Here is a 22546-nt window from a genome sequence, read left to right on the forward strand (position 1 = left end):
TTTGCTGATCGGCTCGGCGTTCTGCACGACCGCTACGGACGACACGGGAGCAGGCCTTGGCCCCTTCAGCACGGACGACCAGGCACATTTTCGTCACCGGGGGCGTCGCCTCCTCGCTGGGTAAGGGGTTGACCGCCTCCAGTCTCGGCAATCTGCTCACCGCGCGTGGGCTTCGCGTGGTGATGCAGAAGCTCGACCCGTACCTGAACGTGGATCCGGGGACGATGAACCCGTTCCAGCACGGTGAGGTCTTCGTCACCGAGGACGGCGCCGAGACCGACCTCGACGTGGGGCACTACGAGCGGTTCCTCGACCGGGCGCTCTCCGGCAAGGCGAACGTCACCACCGGGCAGGTCTACTCGGAGGTGATCGCGAAGGAGCGGCGCGGCGAGTATCTGGGTGACACGGTGCAGGTGATCCCGCACATCACCAACGAGATCAAGGCGCGGATCCTGGGGATGGCCGACCCGGACGCCGACGGCCAGGTGCCGGACGTGGTGATCACCGAGGTGGGTGGCACGGTCGGTGACATCGAGTCGCTGCCGTTCCTGGAGGCGATCCGGCAGGTCCGCCACGACCTGGGCCGGGACAACTGCTTCTACCTGCACGTGTCGCTGGTGCCGTACCTGGCGCCGTCGGGGGAGTTGAAGACGAAGCCGACGCAGCACTCGGTGGCGCAGCTGCGCAGCATCGGTATCCAGCCCGACGCGCTGGTGCTGCGCTGCGACCGGGACATCCCGGACAAGGTGAAGGAGAAGCTGTCGCTGTACTGCGACGTGGACCGGGAGGCGGTCACCGCCGCTCCGGACGCGCCGAGCATCTACGACATTCCGAAGGTGCTGCACCGTGAGGGCCTGGACGCGTACGTGGTGCGCCGGCTCGGGTTGTCGTTCCGGGACGTGGACTGGGCCAGCTGGGACGACCTGCTGGAGCGGGTGCACCAGCCGCGGCACACGGTGACCGTCGCGTTGGTCGGCAAGTACGTCGACCTGCCGGACGCGTACCTGTCGGTCAGTGAGGCGATCCGGGCGGCCGGGTTCGGTCACCGGGCGCGGGTGCAGCTGCGGTGGGTGCCCAGCGACGAGTGCGTGACCCCGGCCGGGGCGGCTGCCGCCCTCGCGGGCGTGGACGGCATCGTGATCCCGGGTGGGTTCGGGGTCCGCGGCATCGAGGGCAAGATCGGCGCTTCCCGGTACGCCCGGGACAACCGCATCCCGCTGCTCGGGCTCTGCCTCGGCCTGCAGTGCATGACGATCGACGTGGCCCGGCACCTGGCCGGCCTCGACGCCGCGAACAGCCTGGAGTTCGACGAGAACGCCCGCCACCCGGTGATCGCCACGATGGCCGACCAGCAGGACATCGTCGCCGGCAAGGGCGACCTGGGCGGCACCATGCGCCTGGGCGCGTACCCGGCGAAGCTCACCGACGGTTCCATCGTCGCCGAAGCGTACGGTTCCACCGAGATCAGCGAGCGACACCGGCACCGCTACGAGGTGAACAACGCCTACCGCGACAAGCTCACCAAGGCCGGCCTGCGCATCTCCGGCACCTCCCCGGACGGCCGCCTCGTCGAGTTCATCGAACTCGACCGCAAGGTCCACCCGTTCTTCGTCGCCACCCAGGCCCACCCGGAGCTGAAGAGCCGGCCGACCCGACCGCACCCGCTCTTCGCCTCGTTCGTCAAGGCCGCGATCACCTACTCCCAGGCCGACCAGCTCCCGGTCGACCTGGACGCGCCCGCCGCCGAGCAGGCGGCCCGCAACGGGGCCGCGGCGAAGGCGGCGTCGTCGTCGTGAGCGCCGTCGAGCACCGCTACGAGGTCCGTTCCCGCCAGCAGCGCTGGTCCGGCCGGATCTTCGACGTGGTCACCGAGGAGGTGACCATGCCGGGCGGCGGAACCGGACTGCGCGACATCGTCCGGCACGTCGGCGCGGTGGCCGTGGTGGCGCTCGACGACGCCGGCCAGGTCGTGCTGATCCGGCAGTACCGGCATCCGGTCGGGCGGCACCTGTGGGAACTGCCCGCCGGGCTGATGGACGTCTCCGGTGAGGACCTGCCCGCCGCGGCGGCGCGGGAACTGGCCGAGGAGGCGGACCTGACCGCCGGGCGGATGGACGTGCTGGTCGACCTGCACAGCTCGCCGGGGTTCACCAACGAACTGGTCCGGGTCTTCCTGGCCCGGGACCTGGCCGACGTGCCGCCCGAGCAGCGGCACGAGCGGCGCGACGAGGAGGCCGACCTGCAGGTCGTACGGATCGACCTGGACGAGGCGGTCGCCATGGTGCTGGCCGGTGAGATCACCAACGCGTCCTGCGTGGCCGGGCTGCTCGCCGCGGCTCGGGCCCGCGACGCCGGCTGGTCGCTGCTGCGGAGGGCGGATGCGCCGCTGGTGCGCTGACCCGGGAGTTTCGCAATGAGAAGGGGCCGTGCGGTACGCCGCACGGCCCCTTTCCTGTCGCCGGGTGTCAGTCGCGCAGCGGGCGACCCTGCCCGTCGGTACCGCCGTTGACCAGGATCAGGATGCCGTCGATGAGGCCCCAGAGGGCGCCCAGACCGCAGGTCACGAAGCTCACGACGAGCTGGAGGACCGCGATCTTGGTGTGGCCGGTGTAGAACCGACCGGCACCGAACGTGCCGAGCAGGATGCCGAGGATGCCGGCCACAACCTTGCTCTTGTCAGAAACGCCCTGGGGATATCCGGGTCCCTGGGGGTACCCGGGCTGGTAAGGAGGAGTGGTCATGAGCGGACACCATAGTGATCCACAGCCGTCCTGTCCGCAGCGGCACCCCGGTGATGGGACGATGAGGACCGAACACTGTCCTGACGGCTGATGCCGACATCCACCGCCGACCCGGGTCGACACCTGACAGTCCGTCAGCGGGCTCCGGCACCGGATGTCACTCTGCTGGCCCGCTCGGGGCCACGGCGCGCCTAGACTGCCGCCGGCGGGACCGGTGGACCGCGTCGGCAATGGGGCCGTCGCGCACCGCGCAGTCGGGGGAGCGCGCCGCCCCGAAGAGAGGTGTCTGCATCGTGAAGGTCGGAATCCCACGCGAGGTCAAGAACCACGAGTACCGCGTGGCGATCACGCCGGCGGGCGTCAACGAGTTCGTCCGCAGCGGTCACCAGGTCTTCGTCGAGGCCGGTGCCGGCGTCGGCTCCAGCATCAGCGACGACGACTTCGCCGCGGCCGGCGCCAAGATCCTGGCCACCGCCGACGAGGTGTGGGAGACCGCCGAGCTGGTGCTCAAGGTCAAGGAGCCGGTCGCCGAGGAGTACCACCGGATGCGCGAGGGGCAGGTGCTCTTCACCTACCTGCACCTGGCCGCGTCCAAGGAGTGCACCGACGCGCTGCTGGACCGCAAGGTGACCGGCATCGCGTACGAGACGGTGGAGCTGCCGGACCGGTCGCTGCCCCTGCTCGCCCCGATGTCCGAGGTGGCCGGCCGGCTCGCCCCGCAGGTCGGCGCGTACCACCTGCAGGCGCAGGGCGGCGGGCGCGGCATCCTCATGGGTGGCGTCTCCGGCGTGTACGCGGCCAAGACCGTGGTCATCGGCGCCGGCGTGTCCGGCATGAACGCCGCGGCCATCGCGCTCGGCCTGCAGGCCGAGGTGCTGCTGCTGGACAAGAACGTCGGGCGGCTGCGCCAGGCCGACGCCATCTACCGGGGCCACCTGCAGACGGTCGCCTCCAACGCGTACGAGGTCGAGCGCGCCGTGCTCGACGCGGACCTGGTCATCGGCGCGGTGCTGGTGCCCGGCGCCAAGGCCCCGACGCTGATCTCCAACGAGCTGGTCTCCCGGATGAAGCCGGGCAGCGTGCTCGTCGACATCTCGATCGACCAGGGCGGTTGCTTCGAGGACTCCCGGCCCACCACGCACGCGGAGCCGACGTACCGGGTGCACAACTCGATCTTCTACTGCGTGGCGAACATGCCCGGCGCGGTGCCGCACACCAGCACCTACGCGCTGACCAACGTCACCCTGCCGTACGCCCTGGAGCTGGCGAACCAGGGTTGGCGGGAGGCGCTGCGCCGCGACCCGGCGCTGGCGCTGGGCCTGAACACCCACGACGGTCAGGTCACGTACGGCCCGGTGGCCGAGGCGCACGGCATGGGCGTCCTCCCGCTGGCCGACGTGCTCGCCTGACGAGGCGACGGTCTGAGCGCAACGGCGGAGCGGGCCGGCGCGGGCGTGGAGCCCGCGCCGGCCCTGCGCCGTGCCGTACGCGGCTACCTCGACCACCTCACCGTCGAACGAGGACTGTCGACGAACACGCTCGCCTCGTACCGCCGCGATCTGGAGCGCTACCTGGCGACCCTCGCCGACGCCGGCGTCACCGACCTCGCGTCGGTCGGCGCCGGCGTCCTCGAATCGCACCTGGCCCGGCTGCGCGGCGGAGACGACGACCATCCGCCACTGGCCGTCTCCTCGGCGGCCCGCGCCGCCAGCGCAGTGCGTGGACTGCACCGCTTCGCGCTGCGCGAAGGGCTGGCCGGCGCCGACCCGAGCCGGGACGTCCGCCCGCCGACGCCGCCGCGTCGGCTGCCCCGCGCGCTGTCGGTCGAGGACGTGCTCCGGTTGCTGGAAACCGCCGGCCCCGCCGCCGTGACCGGCGCGGCGGCGCCGCTCGTGCTGCGCGACCGGGCGCTGCTGGAGTTCCTGTACGGCACCGGGGCGCGGATCTCCGAGGCGGTCGGCGCCGCGGTGGACGATGTGGACCCGGACGAGGGCACGGTGCTGCTGCGCGGCAAGGGCGGCCGAACCCGGCTCGTGCCCGTCGGCGGGTACGCGGTCGAGGCGCTCCGGGCCTACCTGGTGCGGGCCCGGCCGACGCTGGCCAGGGCCGGGCGGGGAAGCTCCGGGGTCTTCCTGAACGCGCGCGGCGGTCCGCTCTCCCGGCAGGGGGCCTGGACGATCCTGCGCCGGGCCGCCGAACGGGCCGGGCTGCCGGTCGACGGCCCGGCCGCCGTCTCCCCGCACACGCTGCGCCACTCGTACGCCACCCACCTGCTCGACGGCGGCGCGGACGTGCGGGTGGTGCAGGAACTGCTCGGTCACGCCTCGGTGACCACCACCCAGGTGTACACACTCGTCACCGTCGAACGGTTGCGCGAGGTGTACGCCACGGCCCATCCACGGGCCCGCGGCTGACTGTCGGGCAGGTCGGGCCGGGCCCCGCCCGACACGCCGAACGGGTAATGAACCGCCTGCTGGCCGGTGGCGTACAGTCGGCATCGGCGCGGATCGCCTGGAGTTCTCGGGCCGGGGCGCGCAGCGGCGCCGCGAAGGACGTCGGAGGGCTCCGACGCCGGGTGGCTGTCGGGAGGGGGCAACGAGGACATGGCTGGCAACGAGGACCGTGCCGAGACGTGGACGTCGGAACTCCGTGAGCAGCAGGCCGCGCTCGGCAACGACCTCGGACCGGCAGATCCCGCCGCCTACACGATGCGCAAGCCGATCCCCGAGCCGATGCCCACCGACCGGCACGGACCGGCCCGGATCATCGCGATGGCGAACCAGAAGGGCGGCGTCGGCAAGACCACGACGACGATCAACCTGGGTGCCGCCCTCGCCGAGTACGGCCGCAAGGTGCTGCTCGTCGACTTCGACCCGCAGGGCGCGCTCTCGGTCGGGCTCGGGGTCAACCCGCACAACCTCGACCTGTCGGTCTACAACCTGCTCATGCAGGACGACGTCACCGCCGAGGACGTCCTGATCAAGACGGACGTGGCGGGGCTGCACCTGCTGCCGGCCAACATCGACCTCTCCGCCGCCGAGATCCAGCTGGTCAACGAGGTCGCCCGCGAGATGGCCCTGGCCCGGGTGCTGCGCTCGGTGCGCAAGGAGTACGACTACATCCTGATCGACTGCCAGCCGTCGCTGGGCCTGCTCGCCATCAACGCGCTGACCGTCGCGCACGGTGTGCTCATCCCGCTGGAGTGCGAGTTCTTCAGCCTGCGCGGGGTGGCGCTGCTGCTCGACACCATCGACAAGGTCCGCGAACGGCTCAACTTCGACCTGGAGCTCGAGGGCATCCTCGCCACCATGTACGACAGCCGCACCACCCACTGCCGTCAGGTGCTCCAGCGGGTCGTGGAGGCGTTCGGCGACAAGGTCTACCAGACGGTGATCACCAAGACGGTCAAGTTCCCCGAGTCGACAGTCGCGGGCGCCCCGATCACCACGCTCGACCCGGCCTCGTCCGGCGCGCGCAACTACCGCCAGTTGGCCCGCGAGGTGATCGCCGCGCAGGCCGAGCGGTAGGTGCCGGTGCTCTTTCGCGCCCCGTCAACTACGGTCGTCGGGTGACCGCCCCGCCCCTCGACCAGCCTGCCGCGCCCGAGCAGCCGCCGTCCGGGTCCGCCGCCCGCCCCGGCGCCGCCGCGTCCGGTGCGCCGCGAGATCGGTTCTCGGGGGAGGCGGAATCGCCGGAGTCCGTACCGGGGCCGTCGGCCGCGCCTGCGGCTGAGCCGGGGTCGGGGAGCGCGCTCCCGGCGGCCGGCTCCTCCGAGCTGGTGGGCGCGCCGTCGTCGGCGCCGGAGGGTGAGTCGTCGTCGCCGGAGGTGGCGTCGGAGGGTGAGTCGTCGGGGGAGAGCGGTGGTTTCACCGTCCGGCTGGCGAACTTCACCGGGCCGTTCGACCTGCTGCTGCAGCTCATCGGCAAACACAAGCTGGACGTCACCGAGGTGGCCCTGCACCAGGTCACCGACGAGTTCATCGCCTACATCCGGGCCATGGGCGACCAGTGGGACCTGGACGAGGCGAGCGAGTTCCTGCTCATCGCCGCGACCCTGCTGGATCTGAAGGCGGCCCGGCTGCTGCCCGCCGCCGACGTGGAGGACGAGGAGGATCTCGCCCTCCTGGAGGCGCGGGACCTGCTCTTCGCCCGGCTGCTGCAGTACAAGGCGTACAAGGAGGCCGCCGCGCACATCGCCGACCTGGAGGCGGTGGGCGGCCGGCGGTATCCGCGAGCGGTCTCCCTCGAACCCCGGTACGCCGAGGCGCTGCCCGAGCTCGTGCTCGGCATCGGCGCGGAGCGGCTGCGTACCCTCGTCATCCGGGCGATGACGCCGAAGCCGACGCCCGAGGTCTCCATCGCCCACGTGCACATGGTCCGGGTCAGCGTCCGCGAGCACGCGGCGATCATCAGCGATCGGCTGCGCCGGGCGGGCACCGCCACCTTCTCGACGCTCTGCGCCGACTGCGAGGCCACCCTGGAGGTGGTGGCCCGGTTCCTGGCCCTGCTGGAGCTCTACCGGGAGGGGCTGGTGGCCTTCGTCCAGGAGCAGGCGCTCGACGAGTTGACCGTCCGCTGGACGGGTCCCGCCGACGGCGGTCCGGACCTGCAGATCGACGAGTACGCCGGCACCCCCGCTGAACCCGGCGCCCCGGCCGCAGCACCCGCTCCGGCCACCGCACCCGCCGGGCCTGGTGCCCCGGCCACCCTGCCGGCCGGCCCTGATGCCCCGGCTACCGCACCCGCCGGGCCTGGCGCCCCGGCTACCGCACCCGCCGGGCCTGGCGCCCCGGCTACCGCGCCTGCCGGACCTGGCACCCTGGCCACAGCGCCTGCCGAAGCCGGCGCTCCGGCCGCAGCACCTGCCGCCGCCGGGGATCCCGAGGCCGGCCCGACCGGCAGCCGCGACGTGGGCACGAGCGAGGATTGACGCGATGAGCAACGAGGAGTCCTGCAACTCACTGGCCGACCAGGCCGCCGCCTGGGTCCCGCCCTGGCAACGCCCCACCCCACCCCGGCAAACGGGCGACGAACAGCCCCGCCAGGAAGATCTTGGAACCGAAACGCCCCCAGAGGGGCCGGAAGTTTCCAAGATCGCGCAGGACACCGCAGTCGACGCCGACGCCGACGCGGCAGCGGAGGCGGAGGCGGTGGATCTTGGAAACGCGGTGCCCGTGGAGGGGCCGCGAGTTTCCAAGATCGCGCAGGACACCGACATCGACACCGACACCGACACCGACGCCGGTGTCGGGGGCGTGGCGGGGGAGGGGGCGGCTGGTCGCGTACCCAAGAAGCAGCCGGGGGCTCGGCGGCGGGTGGTGGTGGCCCCGGAGCCCGCACCGGAGCTGGACGACGCCGAGCTGCGTGGGGCGCTCGAGGCGATCCTGCTGGTGGTGGACGAGCCGGTCGCCGAGGCGACCCTGGCCGAGGTGCTGGAGCAGCCGCCGGCCCGCGTCGGCGCGATGCTCGACCAGATCGCCGCCGGCTACACGGCCTCCGGGTACGGCTTCGAGCTGCGCCGGGCGGCCGGTGGCTGGCGTCTCTACACCCGGCCGGAATACGCCGGGTACGTGGAACGGTTCGTGTTGGAGGGGCAGTCGGTACGGCTGACCCAGGCCGCGCTGGAAACCCTCGCCGTGGTCGCCTACAAGCAGCCCGTCACCCGCTCGCGGATCTCGGCCATCCGGGGTGTCAACTGTGACGGGGTGATCCGTACCCTGGTCACCCGCGGCCTGGTGGAGGAGTGCGGAAGCGAGCCTGAGAGCGGCGCCTTCCTCTACCGCACCACCACCCTGTTCCTGGAGAAGCTGGGCTTGAACACGGTCGACGAGCTGCCGCCGCTCGCGCCGTTCCTGCCCGATGATGTGGAAGAGCTGAGCGATGCCACGCGATGACCGCACCACCCGCACCGACGTCCCGGAGGACGCCGAGCGCCTGCAGAAGGTGCTCGCCGCCGCCGGCGTGGGTTCCCGGCGCGCCTGCGAGGACCTGATCTTCCGCCGCCGGGTCACGGTGAACGGGCAGGTCGCGCAGCTCGGCGACAAGGTCGACCCGACCACCGCCGTGATCTTCGTCGACGGGGAACGGGTGGTCACCGACACCCGCCTCGTCTACCTGGCCATGAACAAGCCGCGCGGCGTCGTCTCCACCATGGCGGACGAGAAGGGTCGCACGGCGCTCGCCGACTTCCTCGGCAACCGGGTCGAGCAGCGCGTCTACCACGTCGGGCGGCTCGACGCCGACAGCGAGGGCCTGCTGCTGCTCACCAACGACGGGACGCTGGCGCACCGGCTCATGCACCCCTCGTACGGGGTGCCCAAGACGTACCTCTGTGAGGTGGCCGGGCCGATTCCGCGCAACCTCGGCAAGCGGCTGATGGCCGGGGTGGAGCTGGAGGACGGCCCCGCGAAGGTCGACTCCTTCCGGGTGGTGGACACGCTGGGGCGTAGCGCCCAGGTGGAGCTGACCCTGCACGAAGGGCGCAAGCACATCGTCCGGCGCATCCTGGGCGAGGTCGGACACCCGGTGTCCCGGCTGATTCGTACCTCGATCGGGCCGATCCGCCTCGGTGACCTGCGCGCCGGGCGCACCCGGCGACTCACCAACGCCGAGGTGGCAGCGCTGTTCAAGGCGGTGGGTGACTGACCCCGCCGGACGGGGTACGGCTGCCGGTAGGCTCCGTGGCGGTCGGGTGACGGCCGCGCGGTGGCGCGGGTCGCGCCCGGCGGCGTCGCGCGCGCTCCGCTCGGAGCGGCGGGCATCATTGACCAGGAACATCCGCTCACGGCGCCGGAAGGCCGGCGATCCGTGAGGTACGGGCTGAGGAGGACGACGGTGGAGGAAAACGAGCGGACCGGGCGGTGCGTGGTCGCTGTGGACGGGCCGTCCGGTTCGGGAAAGTCCACCGTCTCCCGGCGGCTGGCCGCCGGACTCGGTGCCCGCTACCTGGACACCGGGGCGATGTACCGGGCGATCACCTGGGCCGTGCTGCGCTCCGGCGTCGACCTCTCCGACGCGGAGGCCGTGGCCAAGGTCGCCCAGGAGGTGGACCTGCGCATCGGCACCGACCCGCAGGGGTACGGCGTGACCGCTGACGGTGTCAGCGTGGACGCGGAGATCCGCGGCCCCGAGGTGACCCAGGCGGTCTCCGCCGTGGCGGCCGTGCCGGCCGTCCGCGCGCTGCTCGTCGCCCGTCAGCAGGAGATGATCGTGAACGCCGGCCGGATCGTGGTCGAGGGCCGGGACATCGGCGCCGTGGTGGCGCCGGACGCCGACCTGAAGGTCTACCTGACCGCGTCCGAGGCGGCCCGGGCGGCCCGGCGCAGCGCCGAGGACGCCACCGACGCGGCGGTCACCGCCGCCGATCTGGCCCGCCGGGACCGCCTGGACTCGACCCGCCGGACCTCGCCGCTGCAGCAGGCGTCGGACGCGGTCGTGCTGGACACCACCGAGCTGGGCATCGACGAGGTAGTCCAGCAGCTGCACACCCTGCTCACCGAGCGGGGCGTGGCATGAGCGAGCCGGGCGGTTGGGTCGAGCTGCGGGAGCCGGACCTCGCCACTGAGGAGCCCACCGGTCCGCAGCCGGTGGTGGCGGTCGTCGGCCGACCGAACGTGGGCAAGTCGACGCTGGTCAACCGGATCATCGGCCGTCGGCAGGCGGTCGTCGAGGACGTCCCCGGGGTGACCCGGGACCGGGTTCCGTACGACGCCCAGTGGGCCGGCCGGGCGTTCACCGTGGTGGACACCGGCGGGTGGGAACCGGACGCGAAGGACCGGGCGGCGGCGATCGCCGCGCAGGCCGAGACGGCCGTGGCGACCGCGGACGTGGTGCTCTTCGTGGTCGACGCGATGGTCGGTTCGACCGATGTGGACGAGGCCGCGGTGAAGATGCTGCGGCGCAGCGCCAAGCCGGTCATCCTGGTGGCGAACAAGGCGGACAACACCTCCATCGAGATGGAGTCGACCTCGCTCTGGTCGCTCGGCCTGGGCGAGCCGATCCCGGTCTCCGCCCTGCACGGCCGAGGCTCCGGCGACCTGCTCGACGCGATCATGGAGGCGTTGCCCGAGGCCCCGGCGATCGTCGAGCACGGCCCGCGCGGCCCACGCCGGGTGGCGCTGGTCGGCCGACCGAACGTGGGCAAGTCCAGCCTGCTGAACCGCTTCTCGGGTGAGCAGCGGGCGGTTGTCGACTCGGTCGCCGGCACCACCGTCGACCCGGTGGACAGCCTGGTGCAGATCGGCGGCGAGACCTGGCACCTGGTCGACACGGCCGGGCTGCGCAAGCGGGTCGGCAAGGCCAGCGGCACCGAGTACTACGCGAGCCTGCGTACCGCCTCGGCCATCGAGGCGGCCGAGGTCGCTGTGGTGCTGCTCGACGCGAGCGAGCCGATCAGCGAGCAGGACCAGCGGATCCTGTCGATGGTCACCGAGGCCGGCCGGGCCCTGGTGATCGCCTTCAACAAGTGGGACCTGGTCGACGCCGACCGCCGGTACTACCTGGACAAGGAGATCGACCGGGAGCTGCGCCGGATTCCCTGGGCGATCCGGCTCAACCTGTCGGCGCTGACCGGCCGCGCGGTCGACAAACTGGCGTCGTCGCTGCACACGGCCCTCGACAGCTGGGAGACCCGGATCCCGACGTCGCGGCTCAACCAGTGGCTCACGGCGCTCGTGCAGGCCACCCCGCACCCGGTGCGAGGCGGTCGGGCACCGCGCATCCTCTTCGCCACCCAGGCCGGCGCGGCCCCGCCGCGCTTCGTGCTCTTCACCACCGGGCCGCTGGACGCCGGCTACCAGCGGTTCGTCGAGCGCAAGCTGCGCGAGGAGTTCGGCTTCGAGGGCAGCCCCATCGAGATCTCGGTACGCCCGCGCAAGAAGGTCGGCCCCGGCGGCCGCGGCAAGGCGCACGGCTGACCACCGGATCCGTCAACGGGCCGGGTCGAGATTCCTCGACCCGGCCCGCGTCTTTTGGGAATCATCCCGCCCCACCCGCCTTGCTTGCTTGATCCACTCGACTTCATTGAAGTCGGCCCAACCAACCCGCGTGGACACCCCGCCTTCATGGACCCCGAGTGGATCAGCGTTGACTGCCCACCTATCTTCCTAGGACGCCCAAGCGGTGGTGCGGTCGGTCACGCCAGTCGCAGGGGCGAGGAACCCTACGGGGCCGGTGGGGCCTGTGCGGACGGCGTGAGGAACCTGCGCTAAGCTGTACCGGCTGCCGCAGGGGAGACCACGCGGGAGCATCGGGACGTGGCGCAGCTTGGTAGCGCACTTGACTGGGGGTCAAGGGGTCGTCGGTTCGAATCCGGCCGTCCCGACGCAGGTCAAAGGGCTGATTCGGTACTCGGATCGGCCCTTCTTGGCGTTCTGGGGACCAAGATCGGTGAAGTTGGCTGGACGTAGCGCTCCTTGACCGTCGGTCAAGCGTTAGCGGCCACTGCCGTTGGTTGCCGAATTTTTCGCTTGCCGTATCAAGGCGGCCCGCAAGCGGGCCGCGCCGGCCCGGCTCCGGCCTGCTGGCGACCTCCGGCCGGCATCGGCCGGGCCGGCCGGCCACTCTTTGACGAGGAGATCCGCTCTCAGTAGCACTGCCATGTAAACGATGCCGCCTGCCATCGCTCGGCGGCCAGATCCTTGCGACGGATGAGCCAGTACAACGCTCCGCGGTCACCCCACACCATGTCCGCGTTGTCGTCGCTGTCTATTTGGGCGAGCAGCGTCCACCGCTGCGCTTCCTCATGCAGGGCCGGATCGTCGTATGCCACCCGGCCACCGAGCTGCGCTCGTGCGACGTCGACCTCGACCGAGCCCTGAATGGGGTCTGCGTAACCTCCGACCCGGTGCTGTGGGCCGAGCTCCAAGTTGACTTCGCCCATTGCCATCCGGAACGGGTCACTGTTCATCGGATCATCCATGAACGCTCGGTCTTCGTCGGAGACACGGTCGAGCGCCGCCCGAAGGGCTGGGTGTTCCCAGTCCGGCCCGCTCGCGATGACATCAGCGGCGAGTCGAACGAGGGGATACGGGTTGGTGGATTCAGGCGGCTCGCGCTCGGCGGTCTGCGTTCCTGGCGGTAGGTAGACGACGCGAGCGCCTGCCTGTGTCTCTGGTGCGGACGACTCGATCACCGTTCCGTCTTCCCACCTGGAGTGACGGTAGAAGAACAAGAGAATGCCCTCCGCTGGCAGAGCGATGTCGAGCGCATCGGAGGGCAACCGCTCGCAATCGATGCTCGCGACAAAGCTCAACGGCCCGTGGCCCTCCCATAGCGGCCACGTAACGTGTTCTGGCAGAGCGGGAAGGCCACCTAAGCGAGCGACCTCGGGCTCTCCAGACTCAGCGGGTCGCAGGTGCAGGGCAGGACGGATGAGCGCGATCCACTCGTCGGCGACAGCAGCAGGTAAGTGGCGACGCGCCAGCGTCGCCAAGGGCACATCCGGGAGCAACCACGCCCGCATCTTCTCAGCTTCTCGATTGAGGCCGTCACGGGCCATCCATGGGCCAGTAACCGGGGCGCGCAGCGGTCACGAGCGGGCACGAGAAGCAATCGGGTGAACCGCCGGCCGCAGGCGTTTCGGACATCGCGGTCGGTTGATCACGCTCTTCCAAACTGAGGTTCCGGCATCTGGACAGGAGCGTAGCCAGGCGACGGGCGAGGCGACCTGCAAGGCGGGTCAGCTCTCCACGTTCCGCATGACGATGGTCTGACGGCCACCTTCCACGCCGTAGAACCACCACGTCCCCTCTGGGGCGGGCGGAAGATGCTCTCGGAGCAGCTGCAACACGGCCTGCCCAAGCTCGACCACCGGCGCCGTATCGACCGTGTCGCGCCGCAGCTCGATCACGTCGTCGCCAAGCGCCGTCCAGCCTCTCACCTCGGATGCTGTCACGCGCCCACGCTCACCCAGTCGCCGGTTTGCCTCCTCGATCAGCTGGATGAGCAGATCAAGTCGATCACCGCGCCAGTCCTCGGCGACAAGTAGGCCAAGGTCCGTCACGACCGCACTCGCACGAAGTTGGTCAACCACGTCCTCAAAGGCCGCCGAGTGCCGATCAGCCGCCATCTCCTCCGCCACCACCACGGCCTGACCGAGCAGGACAGCAAGGCTGTCGCTCAACGCCCAGAAGCCCGAGCGATTGAACTCGACGAAGCACGTCCTACTCACAAAACCTCCGTACGAAGGTGGCCCGGCATGATCGGACGGCTACTGCCGAGGAGCGCAGTCGCGTGCCATTAGCGTGCCATTGAGCCGGGACAGCAGGGGTAAGCCACGGCCACAAGGGACCGCCGAGACTAGGCCGCCGACCCAGTAGACAGGCGGATATCGGCAATTCCCAAGCTGTCAGTCCGCCAGGTCGTCCTCGACCAGGTAGCCAACACCATCGCAGGTGGGGCAGGGCCCGAAAACGCTTCCCATCCTCTTACTCATGCCGGTGGTCTTCACCATGCCTGGAAGCCGCGCAGCCCCACGGCATTCGGGGCATCGGCGATGAACGTTCGAGCGAGACTCAGGTGGCTGCGCGTCCTGAGGATCTGGTTCCACTCTGTCGAGGGTATCCGTAGGGCCGACCCGGGCCCAGGTGAGCGGTCCGCATCTGGTCCGCAAGAGGTCGACGGACGACGGGGGAGTGGTGTGAGATGTCGAGAGGTGTTTCCGCTGCTAGAAGCCCATCCGCACAGCTCGCCGGGTCGCCCATCTTGATCTCATAACTCGTCGGTCATCGGATCGAAGTCGCCCAGCGTCTCTAGCAACCGTTGGCGAGCAGCCTCAAGGAGCTGCACGTAGTCGGGGCTGAATGTGCCGACCAGAGACTTGTCGAGGGTGCCGCTGATGGCGTGCAGTGCAGACCAGACGGCCCGGTCGTCGACCACTTGAGCGAAGGCCCGCGAGGATTCCATGCGGTCAAGCCAATCCGAGAGCACCAGCGCCTGGTCGTGGCTCAGCTTCAGGATGACCTCTCCACCGCTCATCCCGGCAACCTAGCGCAGCCGGATCGGGATCAAGGGAGTGCGGCGTGCCCGTTGCGTGCCCGATGGGACGGGATCCAGGGTCAACCTCGGTCAGCTCCTGGACGTGACTGCCGGTGTCATGAGGCAGGTCAAGCCAGGTCATTGCCGTCCGACTCCCGGCGGTGACCACACTCCCAAGCCGTGTGGCTGTCGTCGCCACCCGTACCGATGCCGGGGACCAGACGGGGACCACACGGTGCGCGCGATGGTGGCCGGGTATGTCGTCGGCTGCATGGCTTGATCTTGGGGATAGCGTGTGTGACGTGCAGGAACGCGTAGCGAATCGTCCTGGGGGTCAAGGGGTCGTCGGTTCGAATCCGGCCGTCCCGACGCAGGTCAGAAGCCATCTGGATTCTTCCAGGTGGCTTTTTCTGATCTTGTACGGCAGCGAAGTACAGCAACGGCTCATTGATCGAGGCTCTCGCCGCACTTCCGCAGGGCCTCGCGGGTCGCCTTGGATGAGACCTGGCTGTTGATCTCCATTGTGATCGAGAAGTCCGCGTGTCTCAGGATCGCCATGGCGACCCGGGGATGACGTCCAGGTCGACCAGGAGAGAACCGCAGGTGGCCGGGCATCGTGGACCGTGATCTTAGGAACGCCGCCGCTGGCGATGCGGCTGTCGTAGGAGCGGTTGAAGTTCCGCGGCTCGACCGGCAGTCCGTAGCGGGTTTTGAAGATCATGCCCGTGTCGTGTCGTGTCGTGTCGTGCCATGTCTCGCCAGCCTTTTCCTTGGCAGCCGCCTGTTGCCGATAGCGGAGTCGCAGCGCGGTGACGCAGATGGCCGGCAGCGGTAGGCGAGCGTCGGACTCCTCGGTCTTGGTGGCCCGGTGCAGGAGCTGGCCGCGTACCCGCTGGAGCTGCTTGTCGATGACGAGGTTGATGCCGTGGTTGTCACGGCACTGCTCGCAGAATTCCTCGCCGTGTTCTCGGGGCCAACGCCGTGGCGCAGGCCTACGACCGGGTTCTGGATAGATTCGGCAGGTCTGTCGACCGTGGCGGTCAGAGCGGCTGAACCTGGGCGAAGGCCTGGTCAGCCAGGCTCAGGCGACCCTGAGCCTGGCTGACCAGGCCACGTGCGGCGAGGGTCTGTTTCCTAAGACCGTGCCCGGCTGCGCCGGCCCCAGGCGATGACCGACGGTGTTGGAGGTTCGTCCGGATACAACACCGGTATCCGCACGAACCTCCGCCTTGCCGGACCGCCGTTCGGCCCGCCGTCTGGGCCTCGGCTCGCTCGGGCGAGCCTTATGAAACAGACCCTAGGCGCGGTCGACCCCTGCCCCGGGCAGCCTCCGCACGACGGTCAGCGTCACTTTGCCGTTTCGGTAGGACACCCGGAACAGGTGACGGCCCGTGTTCAGGACCCGCCGTTCCGGCAGGGAATGGAAGTTGCCCTTGATCGAGTCTCCGCTCATGATCGTCAGTACCGTGCCCGGAGTGAGGGGCGCGCGAACGTCCAGGGCGAGTTTGCCGTCCAGCTTCAGGTCACCCGCAGCGCGCACGCTCGTGTAGTCGTGGTCGCCGGAGATGGTGACGGCGAGGCGACCCGCTCGGCTGACGGTCACGTCGCCGCCGACCTTCAGAACGTTGCCGGGCGCGACGTCGGTGAGGGTGATGGACGCCGCGGACGCCGCTTCCTTGGACGACAGACCGGGCTGCAGCACGCCGCGGTCGACGTCGATGCTGCCTGCCACGAAACCGGTGCCACCGAGCGTGCCGCCCTTGACGTCGATCGAGCTTGCGTGCGAGCCGGTGATCGAAAGCTTGCCGCCTTCAACCGTCGTGCCGCCCTTGTAGGTGTTGTCGCCCGTCATGACCAGCGTCCCGGAGCCTTGCTTGGTCAGAGATGCCGTGTAGAGGTTCTTTTTGATGTTGTTCTGAATGTAGGCGGCGCGCTTGTCCATCCACTCCTTGCGCCACTTGACCGCGTCCCCATAGGTGATCTTGTCGTACAGCTCGGGATGGCCGTTGGTGATGGCTTGGATGTAAGGATCAGCCAAGATGCCCTGAAGCATGAAGGACTGTTCGTTGAGCGTGCCGTCCGGGTTCAGCACGTTGGGACCGAATTCACCGGCGTAGGCGATGCCTTGCTTCTTGTAGCCGGCCAGCCACTCCAGATCTTCCCGCTCCCTCGCCTTGATCGCGATCTGGCTGATGTCGTTCGACCAGACGTCCAGGGGCGCTTTGTCCATGTTGTAGGTCATGGGGCCCAGGAACTGGCCGGGGCCGTACATGCCCTTGGCCAGATCCGGGATCCCCCAGCCCCAGCGGTCGTCCGGAAGGCCGTCGGGAGCGGTCCAGGCGATGGATGCCCCGGAGGGGGAGGTTTGCCCGGTGCCGAGGAATCTCACGCCGTCGGACATCTTGTTGTTCGCCGTGGTGAACATCAGTTCACGAACCTGCTTGGCGTCCATGTTCGGATAGCGGGAGAGCAGAACCCCCATCACTGCTGTCGCAACGGGCGTTGCCGGTGACGTGCCGCTCGAGTTCGAATAGTTGGTGTCACCACCGCTGTTCGTGGTCCGAACGCTGTTTGAAGGGGTGGACACGGTCCACCATTTGGCGAGCCCCGCCTCGTTGTACCCGGACTGCTTCGTGTATTCAGGATTGGCTGCCGTGGGCGGTTGCACTCCGCCGACGCATACCCACTGCCTCTCCGCCAAGGGGTTGAAGAAGGGGTACGCCGGGCGGTAAAACGGGTTGCTCCAGTCGTTGTTACCGGCCGACCTTACGTTGACGGTACCGCTGTCCTTGATGGCGTCCCAGATGGCGTCCATGAAGGAGCGCCCGGGGTGGTTCGGGTTGTATTGAATGCCGCCTTCCGAGTAGCTCTTCTTGAAGAGGAAATACTGGTATTCCAGATCCTTCAGGTACTCGTTGGGGAGGATGGTCGCCATCGCCGTGGCGCTGGCGCTGTCTTTGCCACGCAGTTGGTAGGCGTTGGCGAGGTTGCCGTTGACTCCGAGGTCGTTTCCTAGGCCGTCGAAGCGACTTCTGTCGATAGTTTGGACATAAGAGCCCCAACTGCTGTTGATGACCTGGGCGCCCGCGTCGACCAGGGCCTTGTTCGCGGTGTGCCAGTACACGTAATCGTGGAAGGGGCCGTGGGACTGGGTATCGGAACCGCCGGTCTTGGCAACATACATCACCGATCCGAAGGCGATGCCGTGCTGGTCTTTATCATCGCGGATGCCGGAGGTGACTCCGAGCATGCCGGTCCCGTGCGAGTAGTCAGTTGTTCTCGCCTGATCACCGGCCACAGTGAACGGCTCGCCCGCAGTGAACGGGTTCGCCGGGGTTGCTGCGTTTCGGTACCCGAAGCCGGACGTGCCGTAGACGCCCGCGGCTCTCACCGGAACGATAAGCCTGGTTTGAAATGCTTCGTGTGTAGTCCTGTAGCCCGAGTCCATCATGCCCAGCGCGACGCCCTGCCCGCAGTACCCCAAGGCATAGGCGGTGGACGCGTTTACCGCGACGAGCTGCCAGGGAGAATCGACCGCTGTGCCAGGATTAGAAGGATTGTGGCCGGTGTAGTAGCCATACTCGGGAGTTTCCCAACTGGCTTTAGCCGCATCTAGTTCGCCTGGACTCCTGGCGACAAAGCCGGGATCTCCCGGGTACGAACACTGCGCGCAGCCTTTCGGGTACGCCAGCCCGCCGCCAGTATGCCCAGGGGTCGATGTCGGACCAGTTTTGGGCGATGCCGAGGCGAACCCGGCCGGAAACAACGCGATGCCTGCTCCGGCAGCAAGGGTGCCTCCCAGTCGTCGCAGGAACTGCCTTCGATTCGTGGACCTCATGCTCATTCCCGGCTCCTTCCCAAAAGGGCGACGTCTCTAATGAGCGGGTGCGGTCTGTTGCGTCCGAGCCCGATTATCCACACGCGCTGGTCGAGACAAAAATAAGGAGGACCGTGCCACGTCAGAACGGCGAACTGGACCTCTCCCACGCGTGGCCTCCCTACATGATCACCAATTAGACTGCGGCAGAAGTGCCTCGTCAAGAGGGCAACTTCTATCCACCAAAAGCGGTTTGAGCGACGCCCTCATCGATGCCTGCAACTGTCATGGGCCGGGCCATGGGCTCCTCGCGGGGCGGGATGAGTGACGGTCCTGGTCGAAGCTCGGTCGCTGTTGAGCTGGGGCTTCATGGCTGGCTTGGTGCTCGTTGAGGCGCCCTCCGAGGTGTCTGCGGGCACCACAACGTCTACCAGCCTTCCCCGACGGGGCCCAGGTCGTTCGTCCGGTAGGGCGCTCCACCTGGTCCCCGTTGGGGAGGCCGGACGGTCTGGCGACTGCCCGACGAGGAGATCCGCGATACCGGGTGCGCGAATGATCTCGGGAATCTACGACTCCCGGCTTAACGCGTGGCTGTCGTCGCCACCTGCGTCGTGTTGCTCGCGATCCCGCCGGCGACGAGGGCCGGCCCCACCCGCCTGAAGCGGGAGCGTGAAGAGGGCTCGTAGCCGGCGGGAAAGGCGAGCGCGTCAGTTCTGGATGGAGAAGGTCGCGACGACCCCGTTGTGGTCGGACTTGGTGCCGCCGACGATGTCGTAGCCGGTCATCCACATGAGCTGGTACTCGGGCAGCCGCTTCCAGAAGTAGACGTAGTCGATGTGCCGGTTGCCGTGCGTTCCGGTGCCCATCTCGCCGTAGAGGTTGTAGTTGGAGCGCAGGTTCGGCAGCTGGTTGGCCTCGAAGACCTGCCAGGGAAACTTCGTGTACCCGTAGCTGCGGTCGGCGCTGAAGTCGACGTTGAGGTCACCGCTGACGATGACCTGGCCCTCGTCCTGTTTGTCGACCGCCAGGTCCTTGAGGCCCTGGAACTGCGCCTCGGCGCACCTGGTGCGCGGCAGGTCCTCCGGCCGTCCGGCGTTCTCGATGCTGGCCACCGCGTGGGCGTTGATGTGGGTCACGTTGCGGCCGCTGGCCTTGTGTCGGTACTTGACCCAGTTGTTGTACCGCGCGGGCGGCACCTCGCCCGGACCGTTGGTGTCACAGACGAAGATCGAACCGCTGTCGAGTACGTCGAACATGCTCTTCTTGGCGATCAGTGCCTCGCCGGCCTGGTTGACTCCGCCCGGCGCGTACAACCACCAGCCGTTCTGCGCGGCCCAGCTCTCCAGGAAAGCCTTGCGATTGCCGACCTCGTTGAGACCGACGAGGTCCGCCTTGGCCGTGATCAGGTTCAGGTCGTGAACGAAGTCGGCCTGGCTCAGCCCGTTGTAGATGTTCAACGTCGCCGCCGTGAAGGGCACGTTCGCCGCGGCGGCCGGTGTGGCCGGCAGCAGGGCGGCCACCAGCGCGACCGCGCCCGCGAGAGCCCCCACGGCGTGGGCCGACAAGTGTGTTGTCTTGCGCATCGATTCCCCTTCGCACGGAACCGCCGTCGGTGGCGGCGAGCGAAGGATTTCGATCAAAATCGACGTGACGCCGAACATCGGGCCACGAAAGATCGACAGGCTGACGCCGAACGGCTCGCTCTGGAAGGGCCGTCACCGGGGGACAAGCCCCCAGGTGACGGCCCTTCCTGATCAGCGGAGACCGGTGACGGTCCGGTGACCGTCCCGGGCCTGGATCAACCGTTGCCGACGGGGCTCTGCCCGGGGCTGCCGATGGCCGCGCCACCGTCGATGACGAACTCGGAGCCGGTGGAGAAGGTGGCCTCGGCGACCAGGAACAGCACCATGCTGGCGACCTCCTCGGGCTCGCCGATCCGGGGAATGGGCAGCGCGGCGAGCATCGGGTCGGCCGCCGGCGGGTGCATCGGGGTCCGGATGGGACCCGGGTGTACGGAGACGGCCCGGATGTTGTCCCGGGCCAGTTCGAGGGCGGCCGTCTTGGTCAGTCCACGGACGCCCCACTTGCTGGCCACGTACGCACCCAGGCGCTCGAATCCGGCGAGACCGGCCAGCGAGGAGATGTTGACGACAACCCCGCCGCCGGCGCGGCGTAGGGCAGGCACGGCGTTGTGCATGCCGAGCCACGTGCCGTACAGGTTCACGTCGAGGACCTTGCGGAAGGTGTCGGGGTCCTGGTCGACGATGGTGCCGGGGAGCTGAACCGCGGCATTGTTGACCAGGATGGACAGCGGGCCGAGCTGCTCCTCGGTCTCGCGTACCAGCTCCTGCCACCGTGCGTGGTCGGTGATGTCCAGATGCCGGTACCGTGTCCGGTCGCCCAGCTCGGCCTCCAGGGCCTGGCCCTCGGCGTCCAGGATGTCGGCGATTACGACCTTCGCGCCCTCGGCCGCGAAGGCTCTGACGATGGCGGCGCCCATTCCGCGTGCACCGCCGGTGACGATGGCCACCCGGCCGTCGACCCGTCCCATAGCTTCTCCCAAATGATCGTCGTGTTTCGGTGCCGGGCGGCCGGCGCGTCGCCGGCCGCCCGGTCGGCGGTCAGTGGTGGTCGGTCGCGGCCGACGCGTCGAAGAGCCCGGCCCACGGCTCGACCAGCATGTTGCGTCCCTTGAGGTCGGCGATGACCTCGGCTCCGGCGACGCCATCGAGTCCGGGGAGCTGTCCGGCGCCGCCCTCGGGGCCCAGCGGGATCGCGATGGCCAGCGGCCCGGGGCGGTATGCGGTGAGTTCGCCGGTGCCGGTGATCAACGCCCGAAGGTTCGCGGCCATCAGGTTGGCCTGCGCCGCGGCGGTACCGGTGCCGTTGCGGTCGGCGTCGGTGATGTCGCCGACCGCGAAGACGCCGTCCTGGCCGCCGACTCTCAGGTACTCGTCGACGTGGACGTACCCGTCGTCGCGTCGAGCGGCGGCCAGCGGACCGCGCAGGTACCCGGTCTCCGGTGTGATGCCGAAGCACTGGTACCAGACGTCAGCGCTCAGCTCATCGCCGGCCTCGGTCGTCACGACGATCGAGGCCGCCGTGGTCGGGGCTGCCGCCGGAAGGCTCAGCAACGGGCTGCCGAGCTTGAGTTCGACGCCCATCTTGTCGAGCTGTCGCCGCAGCTCGTCGCGCAACTCCTGGTCGAACGGTCCGACGAGGATGTCGGAGGCGACGCCCACGATGGTCACGTGCTTGTCGGGGTAGAAGGCCTTGATCTCCCCGGCGAGCTCCAGTCCGGTAGGGCCGGCGCCGACCACGAGCACCCGACCGGCGTCGAGTAGCGCCTGGTGCGCCTGGCGGAACTTCGCCCGCCCGGTCTCGGCGTTCGGCTCGTCGACCTTGGCGGGGAAGGGGTAGCTGGAGCCCGTGGCCAGGATCAGGAAGTCCGGCTCGAGCTGCCGGCCGGAGGCGAGCGTCACCCGCCGGCCGTCGACCGACACCGCGCGGTCCCGTAGGAAGTGGCCGCGGTTCAGCAGCCGCTCGTAGGGCAGGAAGATCCGGTCCACCCATTCCGGTTCGACCAGGGCGCGCCAGGCCGCGTTGTTGTGCACGAACGCGTCCGAGGGGGCGACGAGCGTCACGTCGGCGATGTCGTCGAGAGCCTTCGCGACGGTGATCCCGCTGTAGCCGCCGCCGAGCACCACGACCGTCGGGCGTGGCTGGGTGTTCTCGGTCATCAGGGTTCTCCTAATTTCGGGGGGATGTGTGCGGTCTTCTGATCGGTGCAGAGGTGCCGATCGGTGGGTCAGATCTCGCCGAGCAGGCCGGTGATCTGGGACGCCGCCGTGGCGGCCGCCTCCTTGCCTGTACCGGAGAGCTGTCTCCGGATCACCGTCACACTGTATAACGGAGATGGGTCTCCGGTATTCCGCGAGGGGTGCAGAGGGAAGCGGCTGGGGTCAGCGGCCCCGCTGCGGCCGAGACCCGCCGAACGCGACAAAAGCGCTTA

General features: G+C 69.1%; 18 protein-coding genes, 1 tRNA gene and 1 pseudogene. 11 read left to right on the forward strand and 9 right to left on the reverse strand.

All coding sequences use genetic code 11. The features are described from left to right. Positions 1-56: 56 nt before the first annotated feature. Both D7044_RS23060 and D7044_RS23065 read left to right on the forward strand, forming a co-directional pair. Positions 57-1796, forward strand: coding sequence for a CTP synthase (locus D7044_RS23060; RefSeq protein ID WP_120681678.1), 1740 nt, complete (start codon positions 57-59; stop codon positions 1794-1796). Beyond that, positions 1793-2398: an NUDIX domain-containing protein gene (locus tag D7044_RS23065; RefSeq protein WP_120681680.1), complete on the forward strand. Its 606-nt coding sequence runs from the start codon at positions 1793-1795 to the stop codon at positions 2396-2398. The genes D7044_RS23060 and D7044_RS23065 overlap by 4 nt, the downstream gene beginning before the upstream one ends. 67 nt (positions 2399-2465) lie before the next feature. Here D7044_RS23065 and D7044_RS23070 read toward each other — a convergent pair whose 3' ends face one another. Beyond that, entirely contained in the window at positions 2466-2804 is a 339-nt protein-coding gene (locus tag D7044_RS23070; protein WP_325050912.1) for a TM2 domain-containing protein, read from the reverse strand. Positions 2805-3034: 230 nt separating this feature from the next. On the opposite strand from D7044_RS23070, the gene ald reads away from it, so the two are divergent. The 9 genes from ald to D7044_RS23115 all read left to right on the forward strand — a co-directional run bounded on the left by ald (position 3035) and on the right by D7044_RS23115 (position 12063). Then, positions 3035-4150, forward strand: coding sequence for an alanine dehydrogenase (gene ald, locus D7044_RS23075; RefSeq protein WP_120681992.1), 1116 nt, complete (start codon positions 3035-3037; stop codon positions 4148-4150). Positions 4151-4162: 12 nt separating this feature from the next. Continuing rightward, positions 4163-5155 carry a site-specific tyrosine recombinase XerD gene (locus tag D7044_RS23080; RefSeq protein WP_120690163.1) on the forward strand — a complete coding sequence of 331 codons (993 nt, stop codon included), beginning with the start codon at positions 4163-4165 and terminating at the stop codon, positions 5153-5155. Between the two features lie 189 nt (positions 5156-5344). Further along, positions 5345-6268, forward strand: a complete 924-nt coding sequence (locus D7044_RS23085; RefSeq protein ID WP_120681686.1) for a ParA family protein — start codon at positions 5345-5347, stop codon at positions 6266-6268. Positions 6269-6567: 299 nt separating this feature from the next. After that, the gene (locus D7044_RS23090) at positions 6568-7671 is read left to right on the forward strand and encodes a segregation and condensation protein A (protein ID WP_233565107.1); all 1104 of its coding nucleotides are present in this window, start codon (positions 6568-6570) and stop codon (positions 7669-7671) included. 4 nt (positions 7672-7675) lie between these two features. Further along, complete coding sequence (gene scpB, locus D7044_RS23095; protein ID WP_120690164.1) at positions 7676-8635, forward strand: SMC-Scp complex subunit ScpB; 960 nt, start codon at positions 7676-7678, stop codon at positions 8633-8635. After that, positions 8622-9386 (forward strand): pseudouridine synthase, encoded by a 765-nt coding sequence (locus D7044_RS23100; RefSeq protein WP_120681693.1) that lies wholly within the window; start codon positions 8622-8624, stop codon positions 9384-9386. Before scpB ends, D7044_RS23100 begins: the two co-directional genes overlap by 14 nt. 189 nt (positions 9387-9575) lie before the next feature. Continuing rightward, the gene (gene cmk, locus D7044_RS23105; protein ID WP_120690165.1) at positions 9576-10256 is read left to right on the forward strand and encodes a (d)CMP kinase; all 681 of its coding nucleotides are present in this window, start codon (positions 9576-9578) and stop codon (positions 10254-10256) included. After that, complete coding sequence (gene der, locus D7044_RS23110; RefSeq protein ID WP_120681697.1) at positions 10253-11656, forward strand: ribosome biogenesis GTPase Der; 1404 nt, start codon at positions 10253-10255, stop codon at positions 11654-11656. The genes cmk and der overlap by 4 nt, the downstream gene beginning before the upstream one ends. Before the next feature lie 333 nt (positions 11657-11989). Beyond that, positions 11990-12063 (forward strand) — tRNA-Pro (locus tag D7044_RS23115). A 261-nt stretch (positions 12064-12324) separates the two neighbouring features. Here the strand turns inward: D7044_RS23115 and D7044_RS23120 are convergent. The 8 genes and pseudogenes from D7044_RS23120 to D7044_RS23155 form a co-directional block, all read right to left on the reverse strand. Continuing rightward, complete coding sequence (locus D7044_RS23120; RefSeq protein ID WP_233565092.1) at positions 12325-13239, reverse strand: YwqG family protein; 915 nt, start codon at positions 13237-13239, stop codon at positions 12325-12327. A gap of 180 nt (positions 13240-13419) precedes the next feature. Next, positions 13420-13911 carry a hypothetical protein gene (locus D7044_RS23125; RefSeq protein WP_120690167.1) on the reverse strand — a complete coding sequence of 164 codons (492 nt, stop codon included), beginning with the start codon at positions 13909-13911 and terminating at the stop codon, positions 13420-13422. Positions 13912-14450: 539 nt separating this feature from the next. Next, on the reverse strand, positions 14451-14717 hold the full coding sequence (locus tag D7044_RS23130) for a hypothetical protein (RefSeq protein ID WP_120681713.1): 267 nt from the start codon (positions 14715-14717) through the stop codon (positions 14451-14453). Positions 14718-15161: 444 nt separating this feature from the next. Then, positions 15162-15681 (reverse strand): annotated as a pseudogene (locus D7044_RS33450) (site-specific integrase); the annotation flags it as partial. Between the two features lie 333 nt (positions 15682-16014). Then, positions 16015-18561 (reverse strand): S8 family serine peptidase, encoded by a 2547-nt coding sequence (locus D7044_RS23140; protein ID WP_120690168.1) that lies wholly within the window; start codon positions 18559-18561, stop codon positions 16015-16017. A gap of 680 nt (positions 18562-19241) precedes the next feature. Then, positions 19242-20117, reverse strand: a complete 876-nt coding sequence (locus D7044_RS23145) for an endonuclease/exonuclease/phosphatase family protein (protein WP_147434708.1) — start codon at positions 20115-20117, stop codon at positions 19242-19244. Positions 20118-20332: 215 nt separating this feature from the next. Next, entirely contained in the window at positions 20333-21085 is a 753-nt protein-coding gene (locus D7044_RS23150) for an SDR family oxidoreductase (RefSeq protein ID WP_120690170.1), read from the reverse strand. Positions 21086-21155: 70 nt separating this feature from the next. Continuing rightward, on the reverse strand, positions 21156-22274 hold the full coding sequence (locus D7044_RS23155) for an NAD(P)/FAD-dependent oxidoreductase (protein ID WP_120690171.1): 1119 nt from the start codon (positions 22272-22274) through the stop codon (positions 21156-21158). Between the last annotated feature and the right edge of the window lie 272 nt (positions 22275-22546).

The organism is Micromonospora musae (assembly GCF_003626635.1).
Taxonomy (GTDB): domain Bacteria; phylum Actinomycetota; class Actinomycetes; order Mycobacteriales; family Micromonosporaceae; genus Micromonospora; species Micromonospora musae.